Genomic DNA, 23,391 nt, shown 5'->3' with positions numbered 1-23,391 from the left:
AACTATCCAGGTTGACAGGAGTTTGAGACAATAGGATAAACCAGTTAATTTATGGGTATTTTTACAAATAAAAATCATCTCGTCCTTGCTTCTAACTCACCACGGAGGAAAGAATTACTTTCGGGTATTGATGTGGAATATGAAGTGATGGCTCTACCGGATATCGACGAGTCGTATCCGGACGACATCCCACATGAGGAAATTCCGGAATACCTTGCAAAGAAAAAAGCATCGGCATATATTTCAATGATGCAAGATGACGCGCTGCTCATTACCGCTGATACAGTGGTATTGCTGCATGGTCGTATTCTTGGAAAGCCGCTAGACAAAAGAGATGCAAAGCAGATGCTTAGAGAACTCTCCGGAGAAACACATCGTGTGATTACGGGAGTTTCCCTGACCTCGAAGCAAAAACAGGTCAGTTTTTCGGATACGGCTCATGTTACATTCGGACAGTTGACAGACGAGGAGATCGATTATTATGTGGAAAAATATAATCCTTCAGACAAAGCAGGTGCTTACGGTGTACAGGAATGGATAGGATATGTGGGAGTAGAAAGGATCGAAGGGTCTTACTTCAATGTGATGGGGTTGCCTATTTTTAAAGTATACCGGGAGTTAAAACGATTCTGAAATCAAATTTCTCCTGTCGGTTAGCATGAGAAAAATAAAAAAATGTATCTTTGCGTCCCGTGTAGGAGCGCACTATGCGTGGTAGATGCTGTGCATGATAATGGCTTCGCCGATAATGCGCCTAGTGAGATAAGCAGAAATTTTATGTTTTTCACTCAAAAGTCCTGTATATCGGTTCTTGACTCTATTTAATTCACAATTCACAAATCATATATCATATATGCTGACAGTAGAAAAAATCGGAGGCACCTCCATGTCCCAATTTCAGGATGTACTTCAAAATATTATCAAAGGAGACCGTAAAGGAGATGAGTTGTATAACCGTATCTTTGTGGTTTCGGCCTATAATAATGTAACCAACTGGTTATTGGAGCATAAGAAGACCGGTGAGCCGGGGATCTATAATAAATTCCTTAACGGAGAGGATTATAGCAGTGCATTGGATTCATTCTGTCAGCGCCTGCTCCTGATTAATGATGGTTTTGCAGATTGGGGGCTCGACCTGAAAGAGGCACGGGACTTTATCCGTTTTCGGATAGATCAGGCAAAGACGGTGCTGTACAGCCTGGGGAAAGTGCTAGCTTCGGGATATGTGGATCCTAAAGCGATACACCTGGCCGCCCGTGAAATTCTGGCATCTATTGGAGAGGCACACTCGGGATGGAACTCTGTGAGTATTCTTAATAATAACGGGATAAATGCCCGTTTTGTGGATCTGTGCGGATTTAATGATAATGAATCGTTGACTATTGATGAACGAATCCATAAGGAATTCAGCGATATAGATTTCAGCAGTGTACTTTGTATCGCTACAGGGTACACCAAAGGTACCGAGGGGATTATGCGTGCATTTGACCGGGGATATAGCGAGGTGACCTTCAGTAAGATCGCTGTGGAAGTGAAGGCCGATGAAGCGGTCATTCATAAGGAGTACCATCTCTCAAGTGCAGATCCCAAGATTGTGGGAGTGGAGAATAGTATTCCCGTAGGACATACCAATTATATCATTGCTGACCAGTTGGCCGACATCGGCATGGAGGCCATTCATCCCAAGGCAGCTAAACCATTGGAACTGGCAGGTATCAATATTCGTATAAAAAACACATTTGAACCAGGCCATCCCGGAACATTGATATCTCGTGATTATGTCTCACCCGAGCCACGTGTGGAAATCGTTTCAGGCTCACGCAAAGTACTCGCTATCGAAGTCCATGACCCGATGATGGTGGGTGAAGTGGGGTTTGATGGCCATCTTATGCAATATTTTGTGAAGTTTGGGGTCAGCTATATCCTGAAATCGACCAATGCCAACTCCATAACAATGGTGGTTTGGGATAGTGAAAAAAGTAGGGAACTGGTGAGAGTTCTTCAGGAGCAGTTTTATCAGGTGACAGCCGAACCAATGGCTATTGTCTGTGCCATGGGTTCCAATATAGCACTTCCCGGTTTCCTCTACAGGGCGACTAAAGCATTGTATGAGAAAGGAATCAATGTGGAGAGCTTCGGGCAATCGTTGATGCAGGTTAACATGCAGTTTGTGATACAACGAGAGAGATACGAAGATGCGGTGATCGCACTGAACGAAGCATTGTGTAAACGATGAACTTACGTTAAATATATTTAAATGGACTCTTCGGATACGGAGAGTTTATTTTTATTTATTTACTTTGCATTTCAAAGTACTTTTTAATATGAAACGAGCAGAGGGATCATTCTTACACAAGGTACATGATTATAGCGAGTTCCATACGACCTTAGTGTAAAAAAATTAATATTGACGTATGAAAGATAACGAAGCAGTTGAAGCAGTAAAAGAGATACGGGTAATGATGGAGAAATCGTCCCGTTTCTTATCGTTCAGTGGAACATCAGCCATACTTATCGGTGTATATGCATTGGCAGGAGCATTTATTGTCCATAGAATTATATGGTCAGTTGAAGATATTCCCGGATATTCGGTACCCGGATGGATAGGTATTGTGCCTGATATTGTTCTTGTGGCTCTGATTGTATTCGTATTATCGTTGGTTACAATCCTGTTTTTCTCGGCCCGCAAAGCGAGAAAAATGAATTCCTCTTTTGTCAGTGGAGTGGCTTACCGTACTTTTCTGAACTTTTTCCTGCCCCTTGCTACAGGTGGAGTTTTCTGCCTTGCACTTCTTGTCCGGGGAGAGGCTGGGATTATTGCTCCTGTCATGTTGCTATTTTATGGACAGTCACTCATTAATGCATCAAAGTACACATATGGAAGCATTTTCTGGTTGGGATGTGGACAATTGCTGCTTGGTCTTATCTGTGCATTTTTTCCAGGAACAGGACTTCTGTTATGGTCGATCGGATTTGGAGTCCTGCATATTATCTATGGTATCTATTTCTATTTTCGTGTTGAAAGAGAATCTGCAGCATGATTGAGCATCTGGAAGATATTAATAAAGCATTCGAGAGCAAGGTTCGGCTTGGAGTTATGTCGGTTTTGATGGTAAATGACGAGATTGATTTTAATTCATTGAAAGAGTTGCTGGGAGTGACTGACGGTAATCTGGCGAGCCACACCCGTGCGCTGGAAAACCTGGAATATATTGCTGTCAGAAAACAATTTGTCGGTAGAAAACCGAGAACCACGTTTGCTCGAACCGAAAAAGGAGAAAAAGCATTTCGGGAACATCTTCATGCACTGGAATCTTTCCTGAATAAGGTGGAACGGTGATAATGAAGGTGGGAAGGAGATTAAGTGGTAATAAATTTGTAATTGATAATTGACAATATGGAAACAAGGGATTCTTCAAATCATGTGACACCGTTGCTGCCGGAAGGGAACGGGAACAAGAGAAGTTTTATCGAACGCTACTCTGCAAGTATTAAGTTAGTGGTAGTCGGATTCTTAACTCTTTTGCTGTTGATCCCGTTAGGGATGATCCGCGAGCTTATCAATGAACGAAAATTCACAAAGTCCAATGCCGTTCTGGAAATTACTTCGAAATGGGGTGGTGAGCAGATTGTGACCGGTCCGTGCATCGCTATTCCCTATACACAGGAGCGGATTGTGAACGATAAGCGTGAAATAATCACCAGGGATATCCTCTTGTTCCCGGAAATGCTCGATGTACAAGCCGATGCAACAGTGGAGAAACGCAAGCGTGGTATTTACGATGTTTCAGTCTATAAAGCTGAGATTACCTTAAAAGGAGCTTTTGATATGGGAGAGATTGAAAAGTCCGGGATTAAAAATGAAGAGATACAGCTTGATAAAGCCCGTGTTATCATGGGAATAACCGATCTGAGAGGTATCCGGGAGGAGGTCTCCTTGCAACTGGGTGGGGAAACCATGCTCATGGAGCCCGGAATTCCAGTGGAAAATTTATTTGCCGGTCCGAACCCCGGCATAAATGTGTACACTTCGGGGACAGAAAAAACGGTAGCCGCACCGAATGTCCCTTCAGGGATATTTGCCGCAGGGCTGAATGCCCGTACGGATTCGTCGACCATAGCTACAACGCGGGATGGGAATGTACCCTTTTCGGTAACGTTGTATCTGGACGGGTCAATGGGATTATATGTTGTGCCGGTGGGGAAAGTTACGACGGCAACTTTCCAGTCGGACTGGAAAGCACCTAGTTTTGGAGGTGGCTTCCTGCCCGCTGATCATGAAATAGGTGATGAGGGTTTCTCTGCCAATTGGAAAGTACTGGATCTTAACCGCAGTTACGGGCAGGTAGTGCGAGGCGATGATAGTTCAGCCATCAACATGGTGGCTTCGTCTCTATTCGGGGTGAAGTTCATTCAGCCGATAGATCAGTACCAGCAGAATTTGCGAAGCGTAAAATACGGGATACTGATTATTTTGCTTACGTTTGTGGTAGTCCTTTTTATTGAACTGATCAAGAAAAATCCGGTCAATCCGTTTCATTATTTGCTTGTGGGATTGGCATTGGTACTCTTTTACGCATTACTTCTTTCTATGTCAGAAATATGGGGATTTAACCTTGCCTATGTCGTAGCGGCATTTATGACTATTGTAATGATCATACTCCATATGGGGGCTATCCTCCGGAATCGCAAACAGGGTGTGTTGGTCGGTATGCTGCAGGCTTTCCTCTATCTCTTTGTTTTCCTGCTGATCAGAATGGAAAGTTACTCACTTCTCGTAGGCAGTTTGGGACTATTTGCTATTTTAGGAGTAATTATGTATTATGCGAGGAAGATAAGGTTGTAATGATTGAGCATTGTTGGTTATCTTTGTTGATGAAAAAGATTAAACTAAAAAAAGATGATTGATATTGCAGCCAAGGTACATGATAAGTTTTCCATTGAATTTAAGGTCGGGTTTCTGGTTCACCGTAAAGGCGAACAGAGTAACTTTGCCATCAATACCTGGATGTTCATCCCGAATAGTCTGGATATCAATTCCCTTACTTATGATAAAAATCATTTTTATCGTGATGTGAAAAGCTATATCCGGTTGATAACCCCGGTCTTCCTGCTGCGAGAGATCTCCGGAGGCGAAGCGGTTCCTTTAAAGAATCTGGAGAGGGTTTTCCATAGAACAGCGAGTGAACCTACAGGTACTGCTATCAAGGAATATGAGTCCCAGATAAAAATGTTTACTGCGATCTTTAAAAGTGCTATCCGTAATGAGGCTGTTCATATACTGAATAACAATATCAAGGATGATATGGAATATCTGGTTACCTCTTATGTGGAGAGTATCAGGGATATAGTTTCAAAATTCAGGAATCTGAGGCGGATTATCAATGTATCGACTATTTCTTCTGGATACCTTAACTACTATTTCTTTGCTGACGAATATATCAGTAATCTGGTCGACCAGAGAACCTGCTACCTTATAGGTTTCTTGCAGTCAAAAAAAAGCAGAAAATATAAAAAATCGATCGCTCTTCTCTCCTCGCTCTGGCATGAGGAAGCCGCATACCGTAAAGATAAAGGATATATCAGTGTAGATAAGGATAATCCGGGCAAGAACAGAGAGTTTATTTTTCGAAGGAGCATATTAAAGAAATATGTTGAAAGTGATCTCTTTTTGCGTGCCCGTAAGAAGAAAGACGGGGTATTGGTGGAACAAATCTACTATAGTCTTGCTGCTGGACTCTCTATGGTTTTTGCTACGGCTGTGGCATTTTCATTTCAAATGAAATATGGTAATTTTACGATGCCGCTCTTTATTGCCTTGGTGGTAAGTTATATGCTAAAAGACCGTATCAAGGAACTGATGCGATATTACTTCGCCCATAAGCGGCTTAACCGGTATTTTGACAATAAAACCAAGATAGGGGTGAAGGACACGACAATAGGTTGGATCAAAGAAGGTGTGGATTTCATTTCGGAGAAGAAGGTACCTCGGGAAGTGATGAATCTTAGAAGCCGGACTCCTCTGGTTGAAGCGGAAAATCGTATCACGGACGAGAAAATAATCCTTTATCGTAAGCAGGTCTTCTTAGACCGGGTAGAAATTACTAAAAATAGCGACTATCCGATAGCGGGGATAAATGATATTATGCGCTTTCACCTGTCACGTTTCATGCAAAAAACGGATAATCCTGAGGAGGCGATTTATTACCTTAATGAAGAAGGTGAATCCGTTGAGATCTATGGTGAGAAAATTTACTATTTAAATATTCTCATGCAGTTGAAATTCGAAGATCAGATAGATTACAAACGTTTCAGGATTGCCTTTACCCAGGCCGGCATTATCCGCCTGGAAAAATTGGCGTAGACGCTTAGTCTATTCTTTCTGCTGCTCCCGCTGAAGGAAACGGGGCCACCAGCAGAAGGTAGCTGGCATTTGATCGCGGATCCGAGTATAAAAATGCTTATTCTTCCTCATAATTCTGATACAGAAAATCATTATAAGGGAAACGGGTGATATGGATCTCTCTTACCTTGTCATAGATGATTCGTTTCAGATCCTCGATATTTGTTTTCTCCCTGGCTGAAATAAAGATGCAGTCCTCTTTCATCTTTTGCATCCAGCTTTGTTTCAATTCTTCGAGCGTATAATTTTCCCGTTTCTTCGGTGTAAGGTCGTCCTCATCCTTTACCACATGCGAAAAAGCATCTATCTTGTTGAATACAAGGATGGTGGGCTTCTCCGTATCATCGATCTCAAACAATGTTTTTTCTACCACTTTTATCTGTTCTTCAAAGGCGGGATGTGAAATATCCACTACATGTACCAGGATATCGGCTTCGCGTACTTCGTCGAGGGTAGATTTGAATGATTCTATCAAGTGGGTCGGAAGTTTGCGGATAAAACCGACTGTATCCGTCAGAAGGAATGGCAGGTTTTCAATGGTTACCTTGCGTACGGTAGTGTCGAGTGTGGCAAAGAGTTTATTTTCGGCAAATACTTCACTCTTACTGAGCAGAGTCATTAATGTGGATTTTCCTACGTTGGTGTATCCTACTAACGCTACGCGTACCAGTTTTCCCCGGTTCTTGCGCTGGACACTTTTCTGTTTGTCGATCTCTTTCAATTCCTGCTTCAGGCGGGAAATCTTATCGAGGATGATTCGACGGTCGGTCTCTAACTGGGTCTCCCCCGGTCCACGCATGATGGTGCCGCCACCCCCCCGCTGCCGTTCGAGGTGCGTCCACATTCGGGTGAGTCGCGGTAACAGGTATTGGTATTGCGCCAGTTCCACCTGCGCTTTGGCGTGTGCTGTCTGTGCCCGCATGGCAAATATATCGAGAATAAGACTGGTACGATCCATAATGCGGATTTTAAGCTCTTTCTCAATATTACGAAGTTGGCGGGCGGAGAGCTCATCGTCGAAGATGATTACGCCTGTCTCATTCTCCTCCTCTTTCACGAAGTTCTCAATCTCCTGTAGTTTCCCTGTCCCTACAAACGTGGCTGTATTGGGAGTATCTAACCGCTGCACAAAACGTTTTACGGGTGCCAGTCCGGCCGTCTCGGCCAGAAAGGCCAGTTCGTCGAGGTACTCATTCACCTTCTCTTCGTTCTGGTCAGGAGTGATGAGACCTACCAGTACGGCATTCTCATTTTTTATTTCGTTGGTAATAAAATCTTTCATTTTTTGTCAGATTCAGGATTTGTCTTACGTCAATTGCTAATTCTCAATCTCAATTTTTATCTTTTATCCTCTATCCCTAATTTCAATTAAATCAATAAATAAATTCTCCCACTTTTCCACTTTCAATACTAAAACCAGAATCCAATTCCGGCACTGAAAACCACTTGGGAGTAATCCGGGATGAACTGGTATTTTAATTCGAAATTGGCCCGTACCCTGTAAGCTATATCGTGCTGCATTCCCAGGCCAAGGTTGGCGCCCAAGCGATGTTTTGTCCAACCCTCATCGGCAGGGTCGCTGTTCTTTGAAGCATCGTACTTCCATTGGGAATAATGGAGTCCGGCAATCGGATATAACGAAGCCGAGTAAGAAACCGGAAAAATATAATGAGCGTCTGCATCCGTCATCCACATGCCCACTCCTTTCCTTTTCAGGAAATAAGTAAATGAAGGGGCAAAACGTATATTGTTGGTATAATAGTAATGGGCATGTATACCCCCTCCTATGCTGTTAATCTCTGTTCCATATCCTGCGTGGACACCCAATCCGAAGGTACCTTCAAACTGTGCCTTCATTTTTGGAATGAATAGCAGCGATAAAAAACAGACCAAAATAAATATTCGTTTCATATTTTTAAGAATAAAGAGTAAAAAACAAAGATTTTTAGAACCAAGTATTCCAAAACGTTTTCACCGTCCAAAAAATGCGTTTAAACTTTTGTTTCTTAAGAGAATCAAGACTGTGTAAGTGAAAAATTAAGAGTGAAAGCCATCTCAACCGCTTAGGCACCTAATCACTTAGGCTCCTCTCCACTTTTTTAGTAAATCATTCCGCTTCCGAGGCAAAGTTTTTTCTCCTTGTCGTAAATCACTCCGAATTGACCCGCAGCAATACCCTGTATGGGTTCTGAAGAGTGGATACGGTACATGTCACCGATCCTTGAGACCCTTCCCGGCGTGAAGTCCGGTGTATGCCTTATCTTGAATGTGATCTCTTTTTCATCATCAAAATCATCCCAGATATCTTTGGTAATAAATTCAAATCCCTGCAGATTGATCACATCTCCGTATTGATGTTTTGTGTCATATCCCTTGGAGACATAGACGATATTCCGCTGTATATCCTTTTTTATCACGAACCAGGGACCGCCACTCAGTCCCAACCCTTTGCGCTGGCCAATGGTGTGGAACCAGAATCCCTGATGTTTGCCAAGGATATTTCCGGTCTCTAATTCTACGATAAGCCCTTCCTTCCTGCCCAGGTAGCGTTCGATGAACTCATTGTAATTTACTTTTCCAAGGAAGCATATCCCCTGACTGTCTTTCCGTTGGGCCGACGGCAACTTTTCACGTGCCGCGATAGCACGCACTTCTGATTTTAGCAGATTACCGATCGGAAACATCAGTTTAGAAACTTGCAGATAGCTTATCTGACCCAGGAAATAGGTTTGATCCTTTACATGGTCTTTCGCCGTGGAAAGCCAGGGCAGCCCGTCGATTTCGGTAGTAGTAGCGTAATGGCCGGTCGCTATTTTGTCGAACTGATGACCCCATTTCTGTTCGAAAACACCAAATTTGATCAGTTTATTACACATCATATCGGGATTGGGAGTCAATCCGCGCTTCACTGAGTCGATGGTATATCGCACGACACTGTCCCAGTACTCTTCGTGCAGTGATACAACCTCAAAACGGCAACTATATTTCCGGGCGATGAATGATACGATTTCAATATCTTCTTCGGACGGGCAATCAATATAACCATCCTTGTCTTCCATCCCTATTTTTATATAAAAGATGGTCGGGTTGTAGCCCATCTCCCTTAGCTGATGTACCACAACCGAACTGTCCACTCCTCCTGATACCAGTGCCGCAATCTCCATTCTTGCATCGAATTTTAATATACAAAGGTACAAATAAGAATTGAATCATGGAAAATGGGTTATTTATTACCAATAAGAAAAAAAATAGTATTACCTTTACAACTTCGGAATGGTGTACCAGTTCGCCATTACTGAGATTTTTTCCGGCAGGCCCCTTTGTGGTATTCCAGCCCTACCCCCGAAGCCTATTCGGGATTTGAGAGAGAAAAGAAAAAAACGATATAAATGACTTACAGATGGAATTATTCAACCCTTACAACCGACCAAAAAAATAAAAAAAATGAATTAGCGAAAGAATTAAATTTGCATCCCGTTCTTGCTGAATTGCTTATCAAAAGAGGTATAGAGACAAAAGAGAAAGCAATCGCATTTTTGTATCCAAAACTCAAGGAATTGCACGACCCTTTTCTCCTTCCCGATATGGATGTGGCGATCCGACGGATTGAACGGGCTCTGGGCAACAAGGAGCGGATCCTTATTTATGGGGATTATGATGTGGATGGTACGACTGCGGTTTCGTTGGTGTACAAATTCTTTCGGGGAATTACAAGTAATATTGATTATTATATTCCAGACCGGTACGATGAAGGGTATGGCATTTCGTTTCAAGGAATCGATTATGCCGTGGAGACAGGCGTAAAGCTCATTATCTCTCTCGATTGTGGCATTAAGGCCGTAAGTAAGGTTGCCTATGCCAAAGAAAAAGGTATTGATTTTATTATTTGCGATCATCACATGCCGGATGATCAACTTCCGGATGCCGTAGCTGTTGTCGACGCAAAGCGGCTCGACTCCACTTACCCGTACAGCGACCTGTCCGGCTGCGGTGTCGGTTTTAAATTAGTACACGCTTTTTCACAGCGAAACGGGTATCCTTTTTCTGATATCGAACCGCTACTCGATCTGGTGGCAGTAAGTATTGCGTCCGATATTGTCCCGCTTACGGGTGAGAATCGCATCCTGATGTATCATGGCCTGAAGCAGCTTAATTCTAATCCCAGTTTCGGACTGCGAGGTATTATTGAGATCTGTGGGTTGCAACGCAAACATATTACCGTTAACGATATTGTCTTCAAGATAGGTCCGCGCATCAATGCTTCGGGGCGGATGATGAACGGGAAAGAGGCGGTCGACCTGATGATCGAGAATGACATGACTTCTGCCAGGGAGAAGAGTAAGAATATTGATAAGTATAACGAAGACCGGCGTGAGCTGGATAAGAAGATCACAGACGAAGCAATAGCCTACATCGATAACCATATTGATATTATTCAACAGAAAAGCATTGTAATTTATAATGAAACATGGCATAAGGGGATCGTGGGAATCGTGGCATCAAGACTGACCGAGAAGTATTATCGCCCGGCAGTGGTGCTTACCAAATCGGGAGAAATGATCTCCGGATCTGCCCGTTCGGTTCCCGGGTTTGATGTATATAAAGCCATTGAGTCGTGTCGTGATATCCTGGAGAATTTTGGAGGGCATACCTATGCTGCAGGCCTGACATTGCGGGAAGAGAATCTGCAGGCATTTACCGAACGGTTTAATATGCTTTCTTTTGATGGTGTTGAGGCGCGGATGATGTTACCCCAGATTACTGTCGATGTGGAGATATCACTTTCACAGATAACCCCGGCACTCATAAACGGGCTCGACTTGTTTAATCCATTCGGCCCTGAAAATGAGAATCCCATATTTCTTACCAGAGAGGTGTATGATGCCGGAAACAGCAGGCTTGTGGGAAAAGAAAGCCGCCATATTAAGTTGGAGATTGTGGATAAGACAACTGACAGGCCATTTCCCGGCATCGCTTTTAGCCAGCACAATTTCTATCAACGTATTAAAGCCGGCCTGCCGGTGGATATTTGTTATACCATCGAAGAAAACAGGCATGGTGCCAATTCCTTTACTCAGCTTATTATTAGGGATATAAAGGAGTAATAATATAGGGCGTTTGCATATGCAATCGGATCTTTTTCATAATATACTGCGTGAAAACTGGGGGTATTCCTCATTTCGGCCTTTGCAGGAAGAAATTATCCAGTCTATATGGGAAGGACGGGATACCTTGGGGTTAATGCCTACCGGCGGCGGTAAATCGTTGACCTTTCAGGTGCCGGTATTGGGCATGAAGGGGATCTGTCTGGTGGTGACACCGCTGATAGCGTTGATGAAAGACCAGGTGGACAATCTGCGTGAGCGGGGTATCAAGGCGGCAGCCGTCTACTCGGGGATGTCGCGTGAAGAGATTATTACCACACTTGAAAACTGTATTTTCGGGGATTATAAGTTTCTCTATGTCTCCCCCGAACGACTCTCATCCGAAATTTTTATCGCAAAGTTGCAGGCCATGAATGTGTGTCTGCTGGTAGTAGATGAATCGCATTGTATCTCGCAATGGGGATATGATTTCCGTCCCTCTTACCTGAAGATTGCGGAAATCCGTAAACTGTTGGAAGGTGTTCCTTTGCTTGCACTTACTGCTACGGCTACCAGGGAAGTGGTAGATGATATCCAGGAGAAGCTGCTTTTCAAGGAAAAAAATGTATTCCGGGTAAGTTTTGAACGGGAGAACCTGTCGTATGTGGTACGGACTGTGGAGAACAAAACGGGGGAACTTTTGCATGTTCTTCAATCGGTTCCCGGATCGGCTATCGTTTATGTGAGGAGCCGGCAAAAGACGGCAGAGGTTGCGCAATCGCTCCGGAAAGCAGGTATTTCGGCCGATTTCTTTCATGCAGGCCTTTCTTACGAGGATAAGGTATTCAGGCAGAACGCCTGGAAGATGAATGAGTGTAGGGTGATGGTCGCTACCAATGCTTTCGGGATGGGGATCGATAAGCCCGATGTGCGTACCGTAGTCCATCTGGATCTCCCTAATTCGCTTGAAGAGTATTTTCAGGAGGCGGGTCGTGCAGGACGGGATGGAGAGCGTTCTTATGCCATTATTCTATATACAAAGGCCGATAGCGCCAAATTGAAAAAAAGGATAACAGATTCATTTCCTGCCCGTGATTTTGTACTGAGAGTCTATGAAGCGCTGGGGAATTATTACCAGATAGCCGTGGGGGCAGGGTATAACGATGTATATGATTTCAGCCTTCAGGAGTTTTGTCAGCCATATAAACTTCCTTTCCTTCAAACCCATCATGCGCTTAAAATATTGGAGCTTGCGGGATATATTGAGTATACGGAAGAGATAGACATGCGTTCCCGTATCCGCTTTCTGATCTACCGGGACGATATCTACTCGTTGCATCTGGAGAAAGAGATGGACGCCCTTTTGCATGCTATCCTGCGTAATTATACCGGTGTTTTCTCGGACGATGTATATATTGACGAGTCGTTACTGGCTGTAAAGACCGGAAAGAGCCGACGTGAGATTTGCGAGATGCTTATTGCCCTCTCCAGGGCAAAATATATCCGCTATATACCGCAGAAGAAAACACCTTTTATCGTGTTTACCACTTCCCGTGAAGATGCTCAGTTCGTATCCATTCCCCGTACTGTCTATGAAGAGCGAAAAAAACGTTTCGAAAAACGAATTTTTTCCATGATCGATTATGCGGAGGAGACAGATGTTTGTCGTGGCAGGATGTTGTTGATCTATTTTGGAGAACTTTTGACGGAAGATTGCGGACACTGCGACGTTTGTCTGAAGAAAAATGCGACCGGCCTGCCGAACTACCTGTTCCGCCGGATTGGAATAAAATTAAAAGATCTTTTATCGCAACGGGGGTCTCTGCGCTTTAATGAACTGGTGGATGCCGTGTCGGATGAAAATGAAAATCCGGATGAAAACAAAGAGAAGGTTATTCCTGTGCTCCGGTTTCTGATTGATATGGGAGAATTGGTATTGAATGATGATGTAGTGACACTTGTGGAGAAGGCTGAAAATTAAAAAGATATTTAGAAGAATAAGTTTTTTGTTTTAGTGCTGAAAGTGTATTACAAGGAATAAAATACTATAGGATCCACATTTTCTCTTTTGCTAATTATCCTTCGAGTAAAAAGAAAAAACACTTACCGAAAATCATCGACAAGTGTTTGATTGTTAGCGTGACTCCGACAGGATTCAAACCTGTAACCTTCTGATCCGTAGTCAGATGCTCTATTCAGTTAAGCTACGGAGCCCTCATTTGCGGGTACAAAAATACACTAATTTTGTCAAAACACAAAATAATTTGATGATTTGTTTTCAGATTCAAGATTGCGAATTCTGAATTTCTCCACTTCTATTCTTTATCTCTTATCGTGCGAAGCGTATTATTCTTTTCCAGCCTCCCCTTTTCACCTTAGTCACATCGGTATATTAGTAAATTGGTACATTAGTTTATTTTGGGTTCTTTGTTCTTTATTCTGAATAAAATAATAGAAAATAGTTTGTTGATTTTCTGAATTATTGTAACTTTGCAGTCCGATTATTAGTTTTTATCAATTAAGAGTTTGATTCATAGCTTTTTATTTGCCAAAACCCACCTTAGCCGGGCAAGATAAGGAGCAGTGAGGATCGACTTCACAGTAATTTACTAATTAAAATCAACAAAAGTGGATACACTAAGTTATAAAACTATTTCTGTAAACAAGGAAACGGCACAGAAAGAATGGGTTGAAATTGATGCCACCGGGCAACCGTTGGGCCGTCTCTGTTCCAAAGTAGCCAAACTGCTGAGAGGAAAGTACAAGGCAAGCTTTACCCCGCATGTGGATTGTGGTGATAATGTAATCATCCTGAATGCCGACAAGGTTGCGCTTTCGGGTAACAAATGGACAGATCGTATTTATTTGCGTTATTCCGGTTATCCCGGCGGACAACGCGAATATACTCCTGCCGATTTGATGGCAAAAGGTCCCGACAGACTTTTCAGAAAAGTAGTGAAAGGGATGCTGCCGAAAAATAAATTAGGCGATGCTATCATCAAGAACATGTATGTTTATGCAGGAAACGAACATCCCCACCAGGCCCAGAAACCCAAAAAATTAGATATTAATACGCTAAAATAATATGGAAGCAGTAAATGCAATAGGAAGACGCAAAGCAGCCGTAGCCCGTGTTTTTGTTACAGAAGGTACCGGCAAGATTGTGATCAATAAACGCGATCTGGAGAACTATTTCCCTTCTTCTATCCTTCAGTTTATTGTAAAACAGCCGCTCAACACCCTGAACGTAGCTGATAAATACGACATCAGGATCAACCTCGATGGCGGTGGTTACAAAGGACAATCGGAAGCAGCCAGATTAGGTATTGCCCGCGCATTGGTAAAAATCAATGCTGAAGATAAACCCGCATTGAGAGCTGCAGGCTTCATGACCCGTGACCCCCGAGTGGTGGAAAGAAAGAAACCGGGACAGCCCAAAGCCAGGAAAAGATTCCAGTTCTCCAAGCGTTAATACTCTGGCCATACGATCCGGAAGATTCCCGTTGTTGGTATCTTTTCGGGGTATGCCAATAAAAGCCGCTTAGCGGCTATAACGTTTAGTATCTAAATCGTAAGGACGTTATCCGACATCAATGAAGAATTGGGGTAATTTACCTTACGATTCGGTTTAGAAAAAGAATGTAAACGAATAAATTAAAAAACAAAAATGGCAAAATTAGAATTTGACCAACTTCTTGAGGCCGGAGCGCATTTCGGTCACTTAAAAAGAAAATGGAATCCTGCAATGGCTCCTTATATCTTTATGGAGCGTAACGGAATCCATATTATCGACCTCTACAAAACTATCGCTAAGGCAGAAGAGGCTGCTGCCGCTTTGAAACAGATTGCCAAAGCAGGTAAGAAAATACTCTTTGTCGCAACTAAAAAGCAGGCGAAACCTGTGGTTGAAGAGAAAGCGCAAAGCGTGAATATGCCTTATGTGATCGAACGTTGGCCGGGCGGTATGCTTACCAACTTCCCCACTATTCGCAAGGCAGTGAAGAAAATGGGTAGCATCGATAAGATGATCAAAGATGGTACGTTCGATACGCTCTCTAAACGTGAGAAACTACAAATTACCCGTCAACGTGCGAAGCTCGAAAAGATGCTGGGTTCCATTCAGGATCTTACCCGTCTTCCTTCTGCAATTTTTGTGGTAGATGTAATGAAAGAACAGATTGCGGTGAAAGAGGCTGAACGTCTAGGCATTCCCGTATTCGGTATTGTAGATACCAATTCGGATCCCTCCAATATTGATTTTGTGATCCCCGCTAACGACGATGCCGCCAAAGCGGTTGACCTGATCCTTGGATTCCTCTGTGATTCCATTAAAGAGGGATTGGATGAGCGTAAAGTGGAAAAAGCTGACGCCGCCGCTGCCGAAGAGCAGGACGAAGACGCTCCGCAACGCAGGGAACGCAAATCGAAAGCAGCCAAGAAAGAGCGCGTGAAGAAAGAAGATACCGAAGCGATGAAAGCTGCCGTAGTGAGCAAGTTTACGAAGGATGTAGAAGTTGACGAATAAGATTATAATCAAAATATAAGTATATAGAATATGGCAGTAACAATGGCAGATATCCAGCATCTACGCAAAATGACCGGTGCGGGGATGATGGATTGCAAAAATGCACTGAATGAAGCGAACGGGGATTTCGATGGTGCCATGGAAATAATCCGTAAAAAAGGACAGGCTGTAGCTGCAAAACGTGAAGATCGCGAAGCATCTGAAGGTTGCGTATTGGCAAAGACAGAAGGTGATTTTGCTGCGGTAGTGGCGTTACAGTGTGAAACAGATTTTGTGGCAAAGAATGAAGAATTCATCGCTTTGACACAGCAGATCCTTGATGCGGCCATCGCCCACAAACCGGAGAGTCTTGAACAACTACTTGCAGTGGAACTTTCCAACGGTACGGTATCACAACTGATTACCGATAAGATCGGGGCTACAGGTGAAAAAATGGAATTAGGATTCTACGAATACATTACCGCTCCTTATGTTACCTCTTATATCCATATGGGTAACAAGCTGGCGACCATCGTCGGTTTTAATAAGGCTGATGTGGATGAGCACGTAGCGAAAGATGTGGCAATGCAGGTCGCTGCCATGAATCCGATTTCTGTTACACCCGAAGGTATTCCTGCCGAAGTGAAGGAAAAGGAATTGGAAATTGCACGCGACAAAGCACGCGAAGCCGGTAAACCGGAAAACCTGCTCGACAGGATTGCGGAAGGAGCATTGCAGAAGTTCTACAAGGAATCGACTCTTCTTCAACAAGAATATGTGAAAGACTCCAAGAAGACCATTGAACAGTTTCTGAAAGAAAGCGATAAAGAGTTATCCGTTACTACATTCAAACGTGTATCGTTGAACGTGTAAGATATATTTTTGCGATTTAATAAATAGAACGCTCCGGAAGTTTTTTCGGGGCGTTTTTGGTGATTACCAATTACCAATTACCAATTACCAATTACTAATTACTAATTACCAATTACCAATTACTAATTACTAATTACCAATTACTAATTACTAATTACTAATTATCAAATCATGAAATCTTGACTCTTGGCTCTTGACTCTTGAATCTTGAATCTTGAAATCATCCTACGACCCATGTAAGCACATAGTCGGGATGTACTTCATAGTGTATATTGAAAGTACGGTTATGGTCGGTTTTGGTTTCCGTGGCTGTTATAATTCCTTTGGATGCGGGAGTGAACGGCTGGATATGGAGATGGTGCTTGAAATGGATCTCATTCTCTTCCATCAGCTTGAACATACTCTCTTTGGCAGACCAATGCAATAGTTGATGTACTGTTTTCTGTGAAGGATCTATGTACTCAGTATCCCCGATAAATTTGTCGGCTACCTTTCTGACCCGTTCCGACCGGATCTCGATATCAATTCCTATTAGATGGGTCTTATGTAGATAAATGGCCGCATAATCTTTTGTGTGGGATATGCTGATATGGTGGGTTCCGTCTTCCAAATAAGGTTTACCGTCCGGATGGTTAAGAATGGTTTTTTCTTCGTTTAACAGCATGAACAACAGGATACGGGTGGAGAGCCATTCGGTGGTGCGTCTTTCGGAACGAATGGTCTTTATATGTTCAACCGCGTCGGATCTCATATGTTCCGGAAGAAGTTGTAAAAGTTCTGCACGAGATTCATCCATCTTCCAAATCCCCAACAATCCTCCGTTATCGGTATGTTCTCTTCTGATCAGCATTTATTCCTCATTATTTACTGTTGGAGGGATGTAACGCACTTTGGTAATCCGTTTCTTGCTCAGGTCTTCTGCCTGGAAAGTATGCTTTTTGTAAATGAAACTCTCTTTCCGTTTCGGAAAATCGCCTTTCAATTCCAACAGTAACCCGGCAAGGGTGTCCACCTCTTCCGACATCTCCTCGAAATCTTTTGCCGGTAATTGGGTGATCTTGATAAAATCCTCTAACTGGGTTTTTCCTTCGAAAATATAAGAGCCATCTGCTTCAATAGTATAAAAAGGCAGTTCCTCATCATATTCATCACTGATATCGCCGACAATTTCCTCAAGGATATCTTCCATCGTGACCAATCCCGACGTGCCTCCGTATTCATCCACTACGATAGCCATATGGATCTTCTGGGTGCGGAACTCTTCCAGCAGGTCGTCGATACGTTTTGTCCTCGGCACAAAATAAGCCGGTCGGATCAACGTTTGCCATTTAAAAGAGGGTGTTTTCCCCAAGTGCGGTAGTAGATCTTTTACATAGAGGATTCCTTTGATATTATCAGCATTTTCCTCAAATACAGGAATACGTGAAAAACCGGCATCTACGATAAAATCAATCAGTTCTGTAAAAGGTTTTTGTAACTCAATAGCCACTATATCGCTTCTGGAGACTAATACATCATCTACCAGTTTATCCTTGAAACGGATAATTCCCTCTAACATCTCTTTTTCCTGTTCATGCGTAATCTCGTTAGACCTGATTTCAAGCGCCTTGGATAGGTCATTTGCCGAGATCTCATGCTGCCGTTGCGATGGAGTACGGTTAAAGGCGGCGGCATTTTTTGCGAGCAACGAAGAGAAGGGGCTTGCCAGTGCATTTATTAATCTGATAAATAGGATATTGTTTTCTGCGAAACGGAGGGGATATTGAGAAGCATAGAGCTTGGGAAGGATATTGCTAAATAAAAGAATAAGAGAGATAATGACAATTATTCCCGCTACAGAGAGATCAATGCTGTTCCCTCCGAAAAGGGTCGGACGGCTCAGCAGCCAAATGAGCAGCGCGGTGATGGAGACTTGCAGGAATAACTGGGCAACCACAAGGGATGCCAATAATTTTTCCGGTTTTTTGAGTAGGTTTGAAATGCGGATATTTTTTGGTTCTTCAGACGTGTGGAGGTCGTCGGCAAATTTCTTTTCCAGTGTAGTAAAAGCTACTTCAGCACCTGAAGCAATTGCATTTGAGATAATAAGCAGGAGAAGCAGTACCGCAATGATATAATCGGGCAATGCATGCAGACTTGCCGTCAGGTATACGTTTAATAACGATAAAGGGTCAGGGTCCAAGTGGCAATTTTTTAGTGAAACAAAGAGAGAATGTTTTAGCGCTTGATTTCCAGAAGGGAAGCGATAAAACATTCTCCCGCAAAATTACAATGTTTTATTTAAAATGGCAAATCATCTGCGTCTGAGATTTCGTCCTGCTCGTCGCTAAGGGCACTGCCCGACGAAGCGGCGTGATTTTGTCCATTTTCATTTTCCCTATTTCCAAATCCCTCGTCACTACCTCCCCTGCGGCCCAGAAGTTCCAGATTATCTGCCACAATTTCGGTAATGTACCTTTTCACCCCATTCTGGTCATCGTATGAACGGGAGCGGATTTTTCCTTCCACATACACCAATGTACCTTTCTTTACAAATTTTTCAGCAACTTGCGCCAATCCTCTCCAACATACAATGTTATGCCATTCCGTACGTTCAGGCACCTGCGTGCCGCCAGAAGTTGTGTAACCTCTTTCGCTGGTTGCCAGCGAGAAGTTCGCTTTAGCAACATCATTGTCAAAATACTTCATTTCCGGGTCTCTTCCCACATTCCCTACTAAGATTACTTTGTTTACCGACATAATTTAAAAATTTTTGGGTTTAGAATAGCTATCACTGTAAAAACAAAATTAAGCATTTATTTGTAATTAGCAACAATAAATATTCATTAAAATAGTCATTTTAAGTCACCTTTACTCCTCCATTTTTAATTCTCACAATGATAAAGTTCAACTCATATTGCTTAACTGATTAATTTAAATTGTCTCGAGATATTTGTGGGTTAATCTTGATACCGGATATTCCAAAAGTTGTTCATCATCAATTCTAAATATCTCCTTGGGAGGATTGAATGGAATCTCATCGGGAATAATTATCCGGTAAAAGTGAGTGTGTATGGCCTGGTGGGTAAGTTGATGTTTGATTGCCAGCCGGTGGTCGACTGAAAAAGTGGATATCCCGGCGAAGAGCTTCCTGAAGGGTTCTCTCTTTTCCAATTCTGTAAAATCGGATGGCAAAGTTGTTTCAATCAAAGGGAATTCGAACAGGTTTTTCCAGATATCCGAACCGTTACGTTTTTGCAGAAACGTGCTGCCGTTGTGTAATATATGGAAGTAGTGGAAATACCGGTTCCTGATGGAGATTTTCCGATCATTCACCGGAAGTTCACCCACCCGGTTCCCAGCAAAAGCGGTGCAGTAATCCTGAAGTACACAAGCTATGCATTTGGGCTGGGCAGGGGTACAGATCAAAGCTCCGAAGTCCATCACTGCCTGATTATATCTTCCGGGGTCTTGTGTGTCAAGCAGTGACTGGGCAATCTCTCTGATCACTTTTTTTCCTTCCGAGCTATGTATCGACAATGAAATGCCGAATAGACGGGCAATTACCCGGAATACGTTACCGTCCACTACGGCATAAGGCTCGTTGAATGCAATCGATGCAACAGCCGCCGCTGTGTATTCACCTACACCTCTCAGTGAAATGATATTAGAGTAAGTCGAAGGAAATACACCGTTAAAGATGCTCTTCACCTGTTTTGCTGCGGCATGTACATTGCGGGCACGGGTATAATAACCCAGACCTTGCCATAGTTTCAATACTTCATCTTCTTTGGCGGCAGCCAGTGATTCCACAGTAGGGAATCGCTCGATGAACCGAAAATAGTAATCCCTTCCCTGTACGACCCTTGTTTGTTGTAAAATTATTTCCGAGATCCATATTTTATATGGGTCAGTAGTTTCCCGCCACGGTAGATCACGTCCTTTTTTTTCGTACCAGCTCAGTAAAAGCGATGTAATCAATGAGTTCCTGTTATTCTCTTTCATTTCTTCTCCGTTCTGTTCTTCTTTGTTCCGGCAAAGCTAATGAAAAAAGTGGAAAGGTGGAAAAAGGTGGATAATGGGAAGGTACCTGAGTACCTGGGTGGTTAAGTGCCTGGGGGTGACTGGGGGGATTGGGGAAAGTAGCTGGCTGGGAAACGGGATGATTGGAGGTGAAGAATTGAAAATAGAAAGAGGGATAGAGGGAAAGTTGATTTTAATCTTGAATTTTTTAGATATTAAATCACAAATCTGAGGAAATTCGGAAAAATTCCATGCATTTATTTTTCGTGTTGAAAAAAAAGCTATATATTTGCAATCCAAAATTTTACTATTCAATTACCCCAAGGTATTATTATTAATATTAAAATATAGATAAAATGACTAAAGCAGACATTGTAAATGAAATTGCGAAAAAGACCGGCGTAGATAAGGCATCGGTATTGGCAACAGTGGAGTCTTTCATGGAAGTGGTAAAAGACTCTTTGGCAAATAACGAAAACGTATACCTCAGAGGTTTCGGAAGTTTCATTGTAAAAAAAAGAGCACAAAAAACAGCTCGTAACATTTCCAAAAATACAACTATCATCATCCCCGAACATAATATCCCCGCCTTTAAGCCTGCCAAAACTTTTGTAGGCCAGGTAAAAGGTGATAAATAACATATAATAAAAATAGGAGAAAAAGCATATGCCAAGCGGAAAAAAAAGAAAAAGGCATAAAATGTCTGTACACAAACGTAAAAAAAGACTTAGAAAGAATAGGCATAAGAAGAAGAAATAGCCGTCTTACTTTTTTACTCACTAATAGAGGAACAAACTTAAAAGAACCAATTGGCTATTAAGTTTGTTCTTTGTGTATAAAACAGGGTGAAGGTTCTGGCGAGAGCCTCCTTTCTGTTGTGACGACAGAAGCCTAAAGTATTGAAAATTAATTTATAAAACGAACAATTGTGACAAGCGAACTTGTTGTGGATGTTCAATCCAAAGAAATTACCATCGCGGTTCTCGAAGACAAGAAACTGGTAGAATTGCAACAGGAGAGCCAGGATGGTTCATTTGCGGTTGGAAACATCTACGTGGGCAAAGTTAAGAAACTGATGCCCGCCCTCAACGCTGCATTTGTGAATGTGGGACATAAAAAGGACGCTTTTCTTCACTACTTGGATTTAGGGGTTGAATTCAACTCTGTTCTCTATTTTCAGAAACAGGTTGAAGACAAAAAGAAGATACCGCAGCTCCAGAAGATGAAGCTGCAGCCCGAGATCGAGAAAGAAGGGTCAATCGCGGATATATTGAAAGTAGGGCAGGAAATATTAGTGCAAGTAGCCAAAGAACCTATTTCAACGAAGGGTCCGAGATTGACGGCCGAAATCTCCTTCGCAGGACGATTTATGGTGTTAATACCATTTATCAACAGGGTATCGGTATCACAAAAGATTAAATCGCGCGAGGAGCGTGCCCGGCTGAGACAGTTGATGCAGAGTATCAAACCGAAAAATTTCGGAGTGATCATACGCACCAATGCTGAAGGTAAACGGGTAGCCGACCTCGATGCGGAACTCAAGGTGCTGCTAAAGAGATGGGAAGATAATATCGGCAAGATACAGAAAGCCAAGGCCCCCTCTTTGATTTATGAGGAAACGGGACGTACAGTAGCACTGTTACGCGATATTTTTAGTCCCTCTTTCGAGCAGATCCATGTCAATGACCAGGAAGTAGCCCGGCAGATTGCCGATTATGTGAGTGTGATTGCCCCCGACCGTAAGAATGTGGTCAAGGAATATAAAGGAGCACTCCCCATTTTAGATAACTTCGGCATTACCAAACAGATTAAATCGCTCTTTGGAAAAACTGTTACGTTTAAAAACGGTGCTTATCTCATTATTGAGCATACCGAAGCATTGCATGTGATTGATGTGAATAGCGGAAACCGTAACAAATCAAAACTCGGTCAGGAAGAGAGTGCTTACGAAGTAAATGTGGCTGCCGCCGAAGAGATTGCCCGCCAGTTGCGTTTGCGGGATATGGGAGGTATTATCGTCATCGACTTTATTGACATGAATAAAGGGGAGCATCGTAATAAGTTGCTCGCCAAGATGCAGGAGTTGATGGCTAAAGACAGGGCCAAGCATAATATCCTGCCATTGAGCAAATTCGGATTAATGCAGATTACGCGCCAGCGTGTCCGCCCCGAAATGGAAGTTGCCACAAGCGAGGTTTGCCCCACCTGCTTTGGTAAAGGAAAGATAAAGTCGTCGATTCTTTTCACAGACACATTGGAAGGAAAGATCGATTATCTAGCGACCAAGCTAAAAGTGAAGAAATTCAGTCTGCATATACATCCCTATGTTGCAGCTTATGTTCAGCAGGGTCTCTTTTCGTTGAAGTACAAATGGAGAAAAAAATTCAATGTAGGTATGAAAATTATCCCCGACCAGAAGCTCGGGTTCCTGCAATATGAATTTTATGACAAAGAAGGAAACGAAATAGATCTGAAAGAAGAAATTGAAATGAAATAATATCCCGTACTAACGGGACGAAAAACTA

General features: G+C 42.8%; 22 protein-coding genes and 1 tRNA gene. 15 read left to right on the top strand and 8 right to left on the bottom strand.

Annotated features, from left to right (window positions below):
* Positions 1–51 precede the first annotated feature (51 nt).
* The 6 genes from U2P89_RS04215 to U2P89_RS04190 all read left to right on the top strand — a co-directional run bounded on the left by U2P89_RS04215 (position 52) and on the right by U2P89_RS04190 (position 6,364).
* Positions 52–633 carry a Maf-like protein gene (locus tag U2P89_RS04215; RefSeq protein WP_091906777.1) on the top strand — a complete coding sequence of 194 codons (582 nt, stop codon included), beginning with the start codon at positions 52–54 and terminating at the stop codon, positions 631–633.
* A gap of 220 nt (positions 634–853) precedes the next feature.
* Positions 854–2,236, top strand: a complete 1,383-nt coding sequence (locus U2P89_RS04210) for an aspartate kinase (RefSeq protein ID WP_322190705.1) — start codon at positions 854–856, stop codon at positions 2,234–2,236.
* 178 nt (positions 2,237–2,414) lie between these two features.
* Entirely contained in the window at positions 2,415–3,041 is a 627-nt protein-coding gene (locus U2P89_RS04205; protein ID WP_322190704.1) for a hypothetical protein, read from the top strand.
* Entirely contained in the window at positions 3,038–3,340 is a 303-nt protein-coding gene (locus tag U2P89_RS04200) for a winged helix-turn-helix domain-containing protein (RefSeq protein WP_091906771.1), read from the top strand. The genes U2P89_RS04205 and U2P89_RS04200 overlap by 4 nt, the downstream gene beginning before the upstream one ends.
* 57 nt (positions 3,341–3,397) lie before the next feature.
* Entirely contained in the window at positions 3,398–4,846 is a 1,449-nt protein-coding gene (creD, locus tag U2P89_RS04195; protein WP_322190703.1) for a cell envelope integrity protein CreD, read from the top strand.
* A gap of 54 nt (positions 4,847–4,900) precedes the next feature.
* Positions 4,901–6,364 carry a hypothetical protein gene (locus U2P89_RS04190; protein WP_091906767.1) on the top strand — a complete coding sequence of 488 codons (1,464 nt, stop codon included), beginning with the start codon at positions 4,901–4,903 and terminating at the stop codon, positions 6,362–6,364.
* A 97-nt stretch (positions 6,365–6,461) separates the two neighbouring features.
* Here U2P89_RS04190 and hflX read toward each other — a convergent pair whose 3' ends face one another.
* The 3 genes from hflX to mnmA all read right to left on the bottom strand — a co-directional run bounded on the left by hflX (position 6,462) and on the right by mnmA (position 9,567).
* Positions 6,462–7,685 carry a GTPase HflX gene (gene hflX, locus U2P89_RS04185; protein ID WP_091906765.1) on the bottom strand — a complete coding sequence of 408 codons (1,224 nt, stop codon included), beginning with the start codon at positions 7,683–7,685 and terminating at the stop codon, positions 6,462–6,464.
* Between the two features lie 128 nt (positions 7,686–7,813).
* Positions 7,814–8,314, bottom strand: coding sequence for an outer membrane beta-barrel protein (locus U2P89_RS04180; RefSeq protein ID WP_091906763.1), 501 nt, complete (start codon positions 8,312–8,314; stop codon positions 7,814–7,816).
* 188 nt (positions 8,315–8,502) lie between these two features.
* The gene (gene mnmA / locus U2P89_RS04175; protein ID WP_091906761.1) at positions 8,503–9,567 is read right to left on the bottom strand and encodes a tRNA 2-thiouridine(34) synthase MnmA; all 1,065 of its coding nucleotides are present in this window, start codon (positions 9,565–9,567) and stop codon (positions 8,503–8,505) included.
* Positions 9,568–9,792: 225 nt separating this feature from the next.
* Between mnmA and recJ the strand changes: the two genes are divergently transcribed.
* Positions 9,793–11,508 (top strand): single-stranded-DNA-specific exonuclease RecJ, encoded by a 1,716-nt coding sequence (gene recJ, locus U2P89_RS04170; protein WP_091906759.1) that lies wholly within the window; start codon positions 9,793–9,795, stop codon positions 11,506–11,508.
* A 19-nt stretch (positions 11,509–11,527) separates the two neighbouring features.
* Positions 11,528–13,468 carry an ATP-dependent DNA helicase RecQ gene (locus tag U2P89_RS04165; protein ID WP_322190702.1) on the top strand — a complete coding sequence of 647 codons (1,941 nt, stop codon included), beginning with the start codon at positions 11,528–11,530 and terminating at the stop codon, positions 13,466–13,468.
* Between the two features lie 159 nt (positions 13,469–13,627).
* On the opposite strand, the gene U2P89_RS04160 is transcribed toward U2P89_RS04165, so the two are convergent.
* Positions 13,628–13,701: transfer RNA gene (locus U2P89_RS04160), tRNA-Arg, on the bottom strand.
* 414 nt (positions 13,702–14,115) lie between these two features.
* On the opposite strand from U2P89_RS04160, the gene rplM reads away from it, so the two are divergent.
* The 4 genes from rplM (at position 14,116) to tsf (ending at position 16,864) form a co-directional block, all read left to right on the top strand.
* Positions 14,116–14,571: a 50S ribosomal protein L13 gene (gene rplM, locus U2P89_RS04155; RefSeq protein WP_019538441.1), complete on the top strand. Its 456-nt coding sequence runs from the start codon at positions 14,116–14,118 to the stop codon at positions 14,569–14,571.
* 1 nt (position 14,572) lies between these two features.
* The gene (gene rpsI, locus U2P89_RS04150; protein WP_076931756.1) at positions 14,573–14,959 is read left to right on the top strand and encodes a 30S ribosomal protein S9; all 387 of its coding nucleotides are present in this window, start codon (positions 14,573–14,575) and stop codon (positions 14,957–14,959) included.
* Between the two features lie 195 nt (positions 14,960–15,154).
* On the top strand, positions 15,155–16,012 hold the full coding sequence (gene rpsB / locus U2P89_RS04145; protein WP_019538443.1) for a 30S ribosomal protein S2: 858 nt from the start codon (positions 15,155–15,157) through the stop codon (positions 16,010–16,012).
* A 30-nt stretch (positions 16,013–16,042) separates the two neighbouring features.
* On the top strand, positions 16,043–16,864 hold the full coding sequence (tsf, locus tag U2P89_RS04140) for a translation elongation factor Ts (RefSeq protein ID WP_091906736.1): 822 nt from the start codon (positions 16,043–16,045) through the stop codon (positions 16,862–16,864).
* Between the two features lie 220 nt (positions 16,865–17,084).
* Here the strand turns inward: tsf and U2P89_RS04135 are convergent, their stop codons facing one another.
* The 4 genes from U2P89_RS04135 to mutY all read right to left on the bottom strand — a co-directional run bounded on the left by U2P89_RS04135 (position 17,085) and on the right by mutY (position 20,848).
* Complete coding sequence (locus tag U2P89_RS04135) at positions 17,085–17,714, bottom strand: 4'-phosphopantetheinyl transferase family protein (protein WP_322190701.1); 630 nt, start codon at positions 17,712–17,714, stop codon at positions 17,085–17,087.
* A complete protein-coding gene (gldE, locus tag U2P89_RS04130; protein WP_175456744.1) occupies positions 17,715–19,046 on the bottom strand; it encodes a gliding motility-associated protein GldE in 1,332 nt (443 codons plus the stop codon). It lies immediately after the preceding gene.
* 98 nt (positions 19,047–19,144) lie between these two features.
* Positions 19,145–19,603, bottom strand: a complete 459-nt coding sequence (locus tag U2P89_RS04125) for a single-stranded DNA-binding protein (protein WP_091906731.1) — start codon at positions 19,601–19,603, stop codon at positions 19,145–19,147.
* A 174-nt stretch (positions 19,604–19,777) separates the two neighbouring features.
* Positions 19,778–20,848 (bottom strand): A/G-specific adenine glycosylase, encoded by a 1,071-nt coding sequence (gene mutY, locus U2P89_RS04120; protein ID WP_322190700.1) that lies wholly within the window; start codon positions 20,846–20,848, stop codon positions 19,778–19,780.
* Positions 20,849–20,921: 73 nt separating this feature from the next.
* Here mutY and U2P89_RS04115 point away from each other — a divergent pair, with 73 nt between their 5' ends.
* The 3 genes from U2P89_RS04115 (at position 20,922) to U2P89_RS04105 (ending at position 23,363) form a co-directional block, all read left to right on the top strand.
* The gene (locus U2P89_RS04115) at positions 20,922–21,098 is read left to right on the top strand and encodes a hypothetical protein (RefSeq protein WP_161947586.1); all 177 of its coding nucleotides are present in this window, start codon (positions 20,922–20,924) and stop codon (positions 21,096–21,098) included.
* Between the two features lie 124 nt (positions 21,099–21,222).
* A complete protein-coding gene (locus tag U2P89_RS04110) occupies positions 21,223–21,504 on the top strand; it encodes an HU family DNA-binding protein (RefSeq protein WP_019538449.1) in 282 nt (93 codons plus the stop codon).
* Between the two features lie 290 nt (positions 21,505–21,794).
* On the top strand, positions 21,795–23,363 hold the full coding sequence (locus tag U2P89_RS04105) for an Rne/Rng family ribonuclease (RefSeq protein WP_091906729.1): 1,569 nt from the start codon (positions 21,795–21,797) through the stop codon (positions 23,361–23,363).
* Positions 23,364–23,391: the final 28 nt, after the last annotated feature.

This window comes from Proteiniphilum sp. (assembly GCF_034331125.1).
Lineage (GTDB): Bacteria > Bacteroidota > Bacteroidia > Bacteroidales > Dysgonomonadaceae > Proteiniphilum > Proteiniphilum saccharofermentans.
Note: the sequence above shows the minus strand (reverse complement) of the source record. Positions and strands in the feature narration are given on the sequence as shown.

Coding starts and splice junctions, on each gene's coding strand:
- U2P89_RS04190 (WP_091906767.1), top strand. CDS start 4,901: ATGATTGATATTGCAGCCAAGGTACATGATAAGTTTTCCATTGAATTT.
- mutY (WP_322190700.1), bottom strand. CDS start 20,848: ATGAAAGAGAATAACAGGAACTCATTGATTACATCGCTTTTACTGAGC.
- U2P89_RS04205 (WP_322190704.1), top strand. CDS start 2,415: ATGAAAGATAACGAAGCAGTTGAAGCAGTAAAAGAGATACGGGTAATG.
- U2P89_RS04125 (WP_091906731.1), bottom strand. CDS start 19,603: ATGTCGGTAAACAAAGTAATCTTAGTAGGGAATGTGGGAAGAGACCCG.
- U2P89_RS04210 (WP_322190705.1), top strand. CDS start 854: ATGCTGACAGTAGAAAAAATCGGAGGCACCTCCATGTCCCAATTTCAG.
- U2P89_RS04180 (WP_091906763.1), bottom strand. CDS start 8,314: ATGAAACGAATATTTATTTTGGTCTGTTTTTTATCGCTGCTATTCATT.
- recJ (WP_091906759.1), top strand. CDS start 9,793: ATGACTTACAGATGGAATTATTCAACCCTTACAACCGACCAAAAAAAT.
- creD (WP_322190703.1), top strand. CDS start 3,398: ATGGAAACAAGGGATTCTTCAAATCATGTGACACCGTTGCTGCCGGAA.
- mnmA (WP_091906761.1), bottom strand. CDS start 9,567: ATGGAGATTGCGGCACTGGTATCAGGAGGAGTGGACAGTTCGGTTGTG.
- U2P89_RS04115 (WP_161947586.1), top strand. CDS start 20,922: ATGGGAAGGTACCTGAGTACCTGGGTGGTTAAGTGCCTGGGGGTGACT.
- U2P89_RS04110 (WP_019538449.1), top strand. CDS start 21,223: ATGACTAAAGCAGACATTGTAAATGAAATTGCGAAAAAGACCGGCGTA.
- hflX (WP_091906765.1), bottom strand. CDS start 7,685: ATGAAAGATTTTATTACCAACGAAATAAAAAATGAGAATGCCGTACTG.
- rpsB (WP_019538443.1), top strand. CDS start 15,155: ATGGCAAAATTAGAATTTGACCAACTTCTTGAGGCCGGAGCGCATTTC.
- tsf (WP_091906736.1), top strand. CDS start 16,043: ATGGCAGTAACAATGGCAGATATCCAGCATCTACGCAAAATGACCGGT.
- U2P89_RS04200 (WP_091906771.1), top strand. CDS start 3,038: ATGATTGAGCATCTGGAAGATATTAATAAAGCATTCGAGAGCAAGGTT.
- U2P89_RS04215 (WP_091906777.1), top strand. CDS start 52: ATGGGTATTTTTACAAATAAAAATCATCTCGTCCTTGCTTCTAACTCA.
- rpsI (WP_076931756.1), top strand. CDS start 14,573: ATGGAAGCAGTAAATGCAATAGGAAGACGCAAAGCAGCCGTAGCCCGT.
- U2P89_RS04165 (WP_322190702.1), top strand. CDS start 11,528: ATGCAATCGGATCTTTTTCATAATATACTGCGTGAAAACTGGGGGTAT.
- U2P89_RS04135 (WP_322190701.1), bottom strand. CDS start 17,714: ATGCTGATCAGAAGAGAACATACCGATAACGGAGGATTGTTGGGGATT.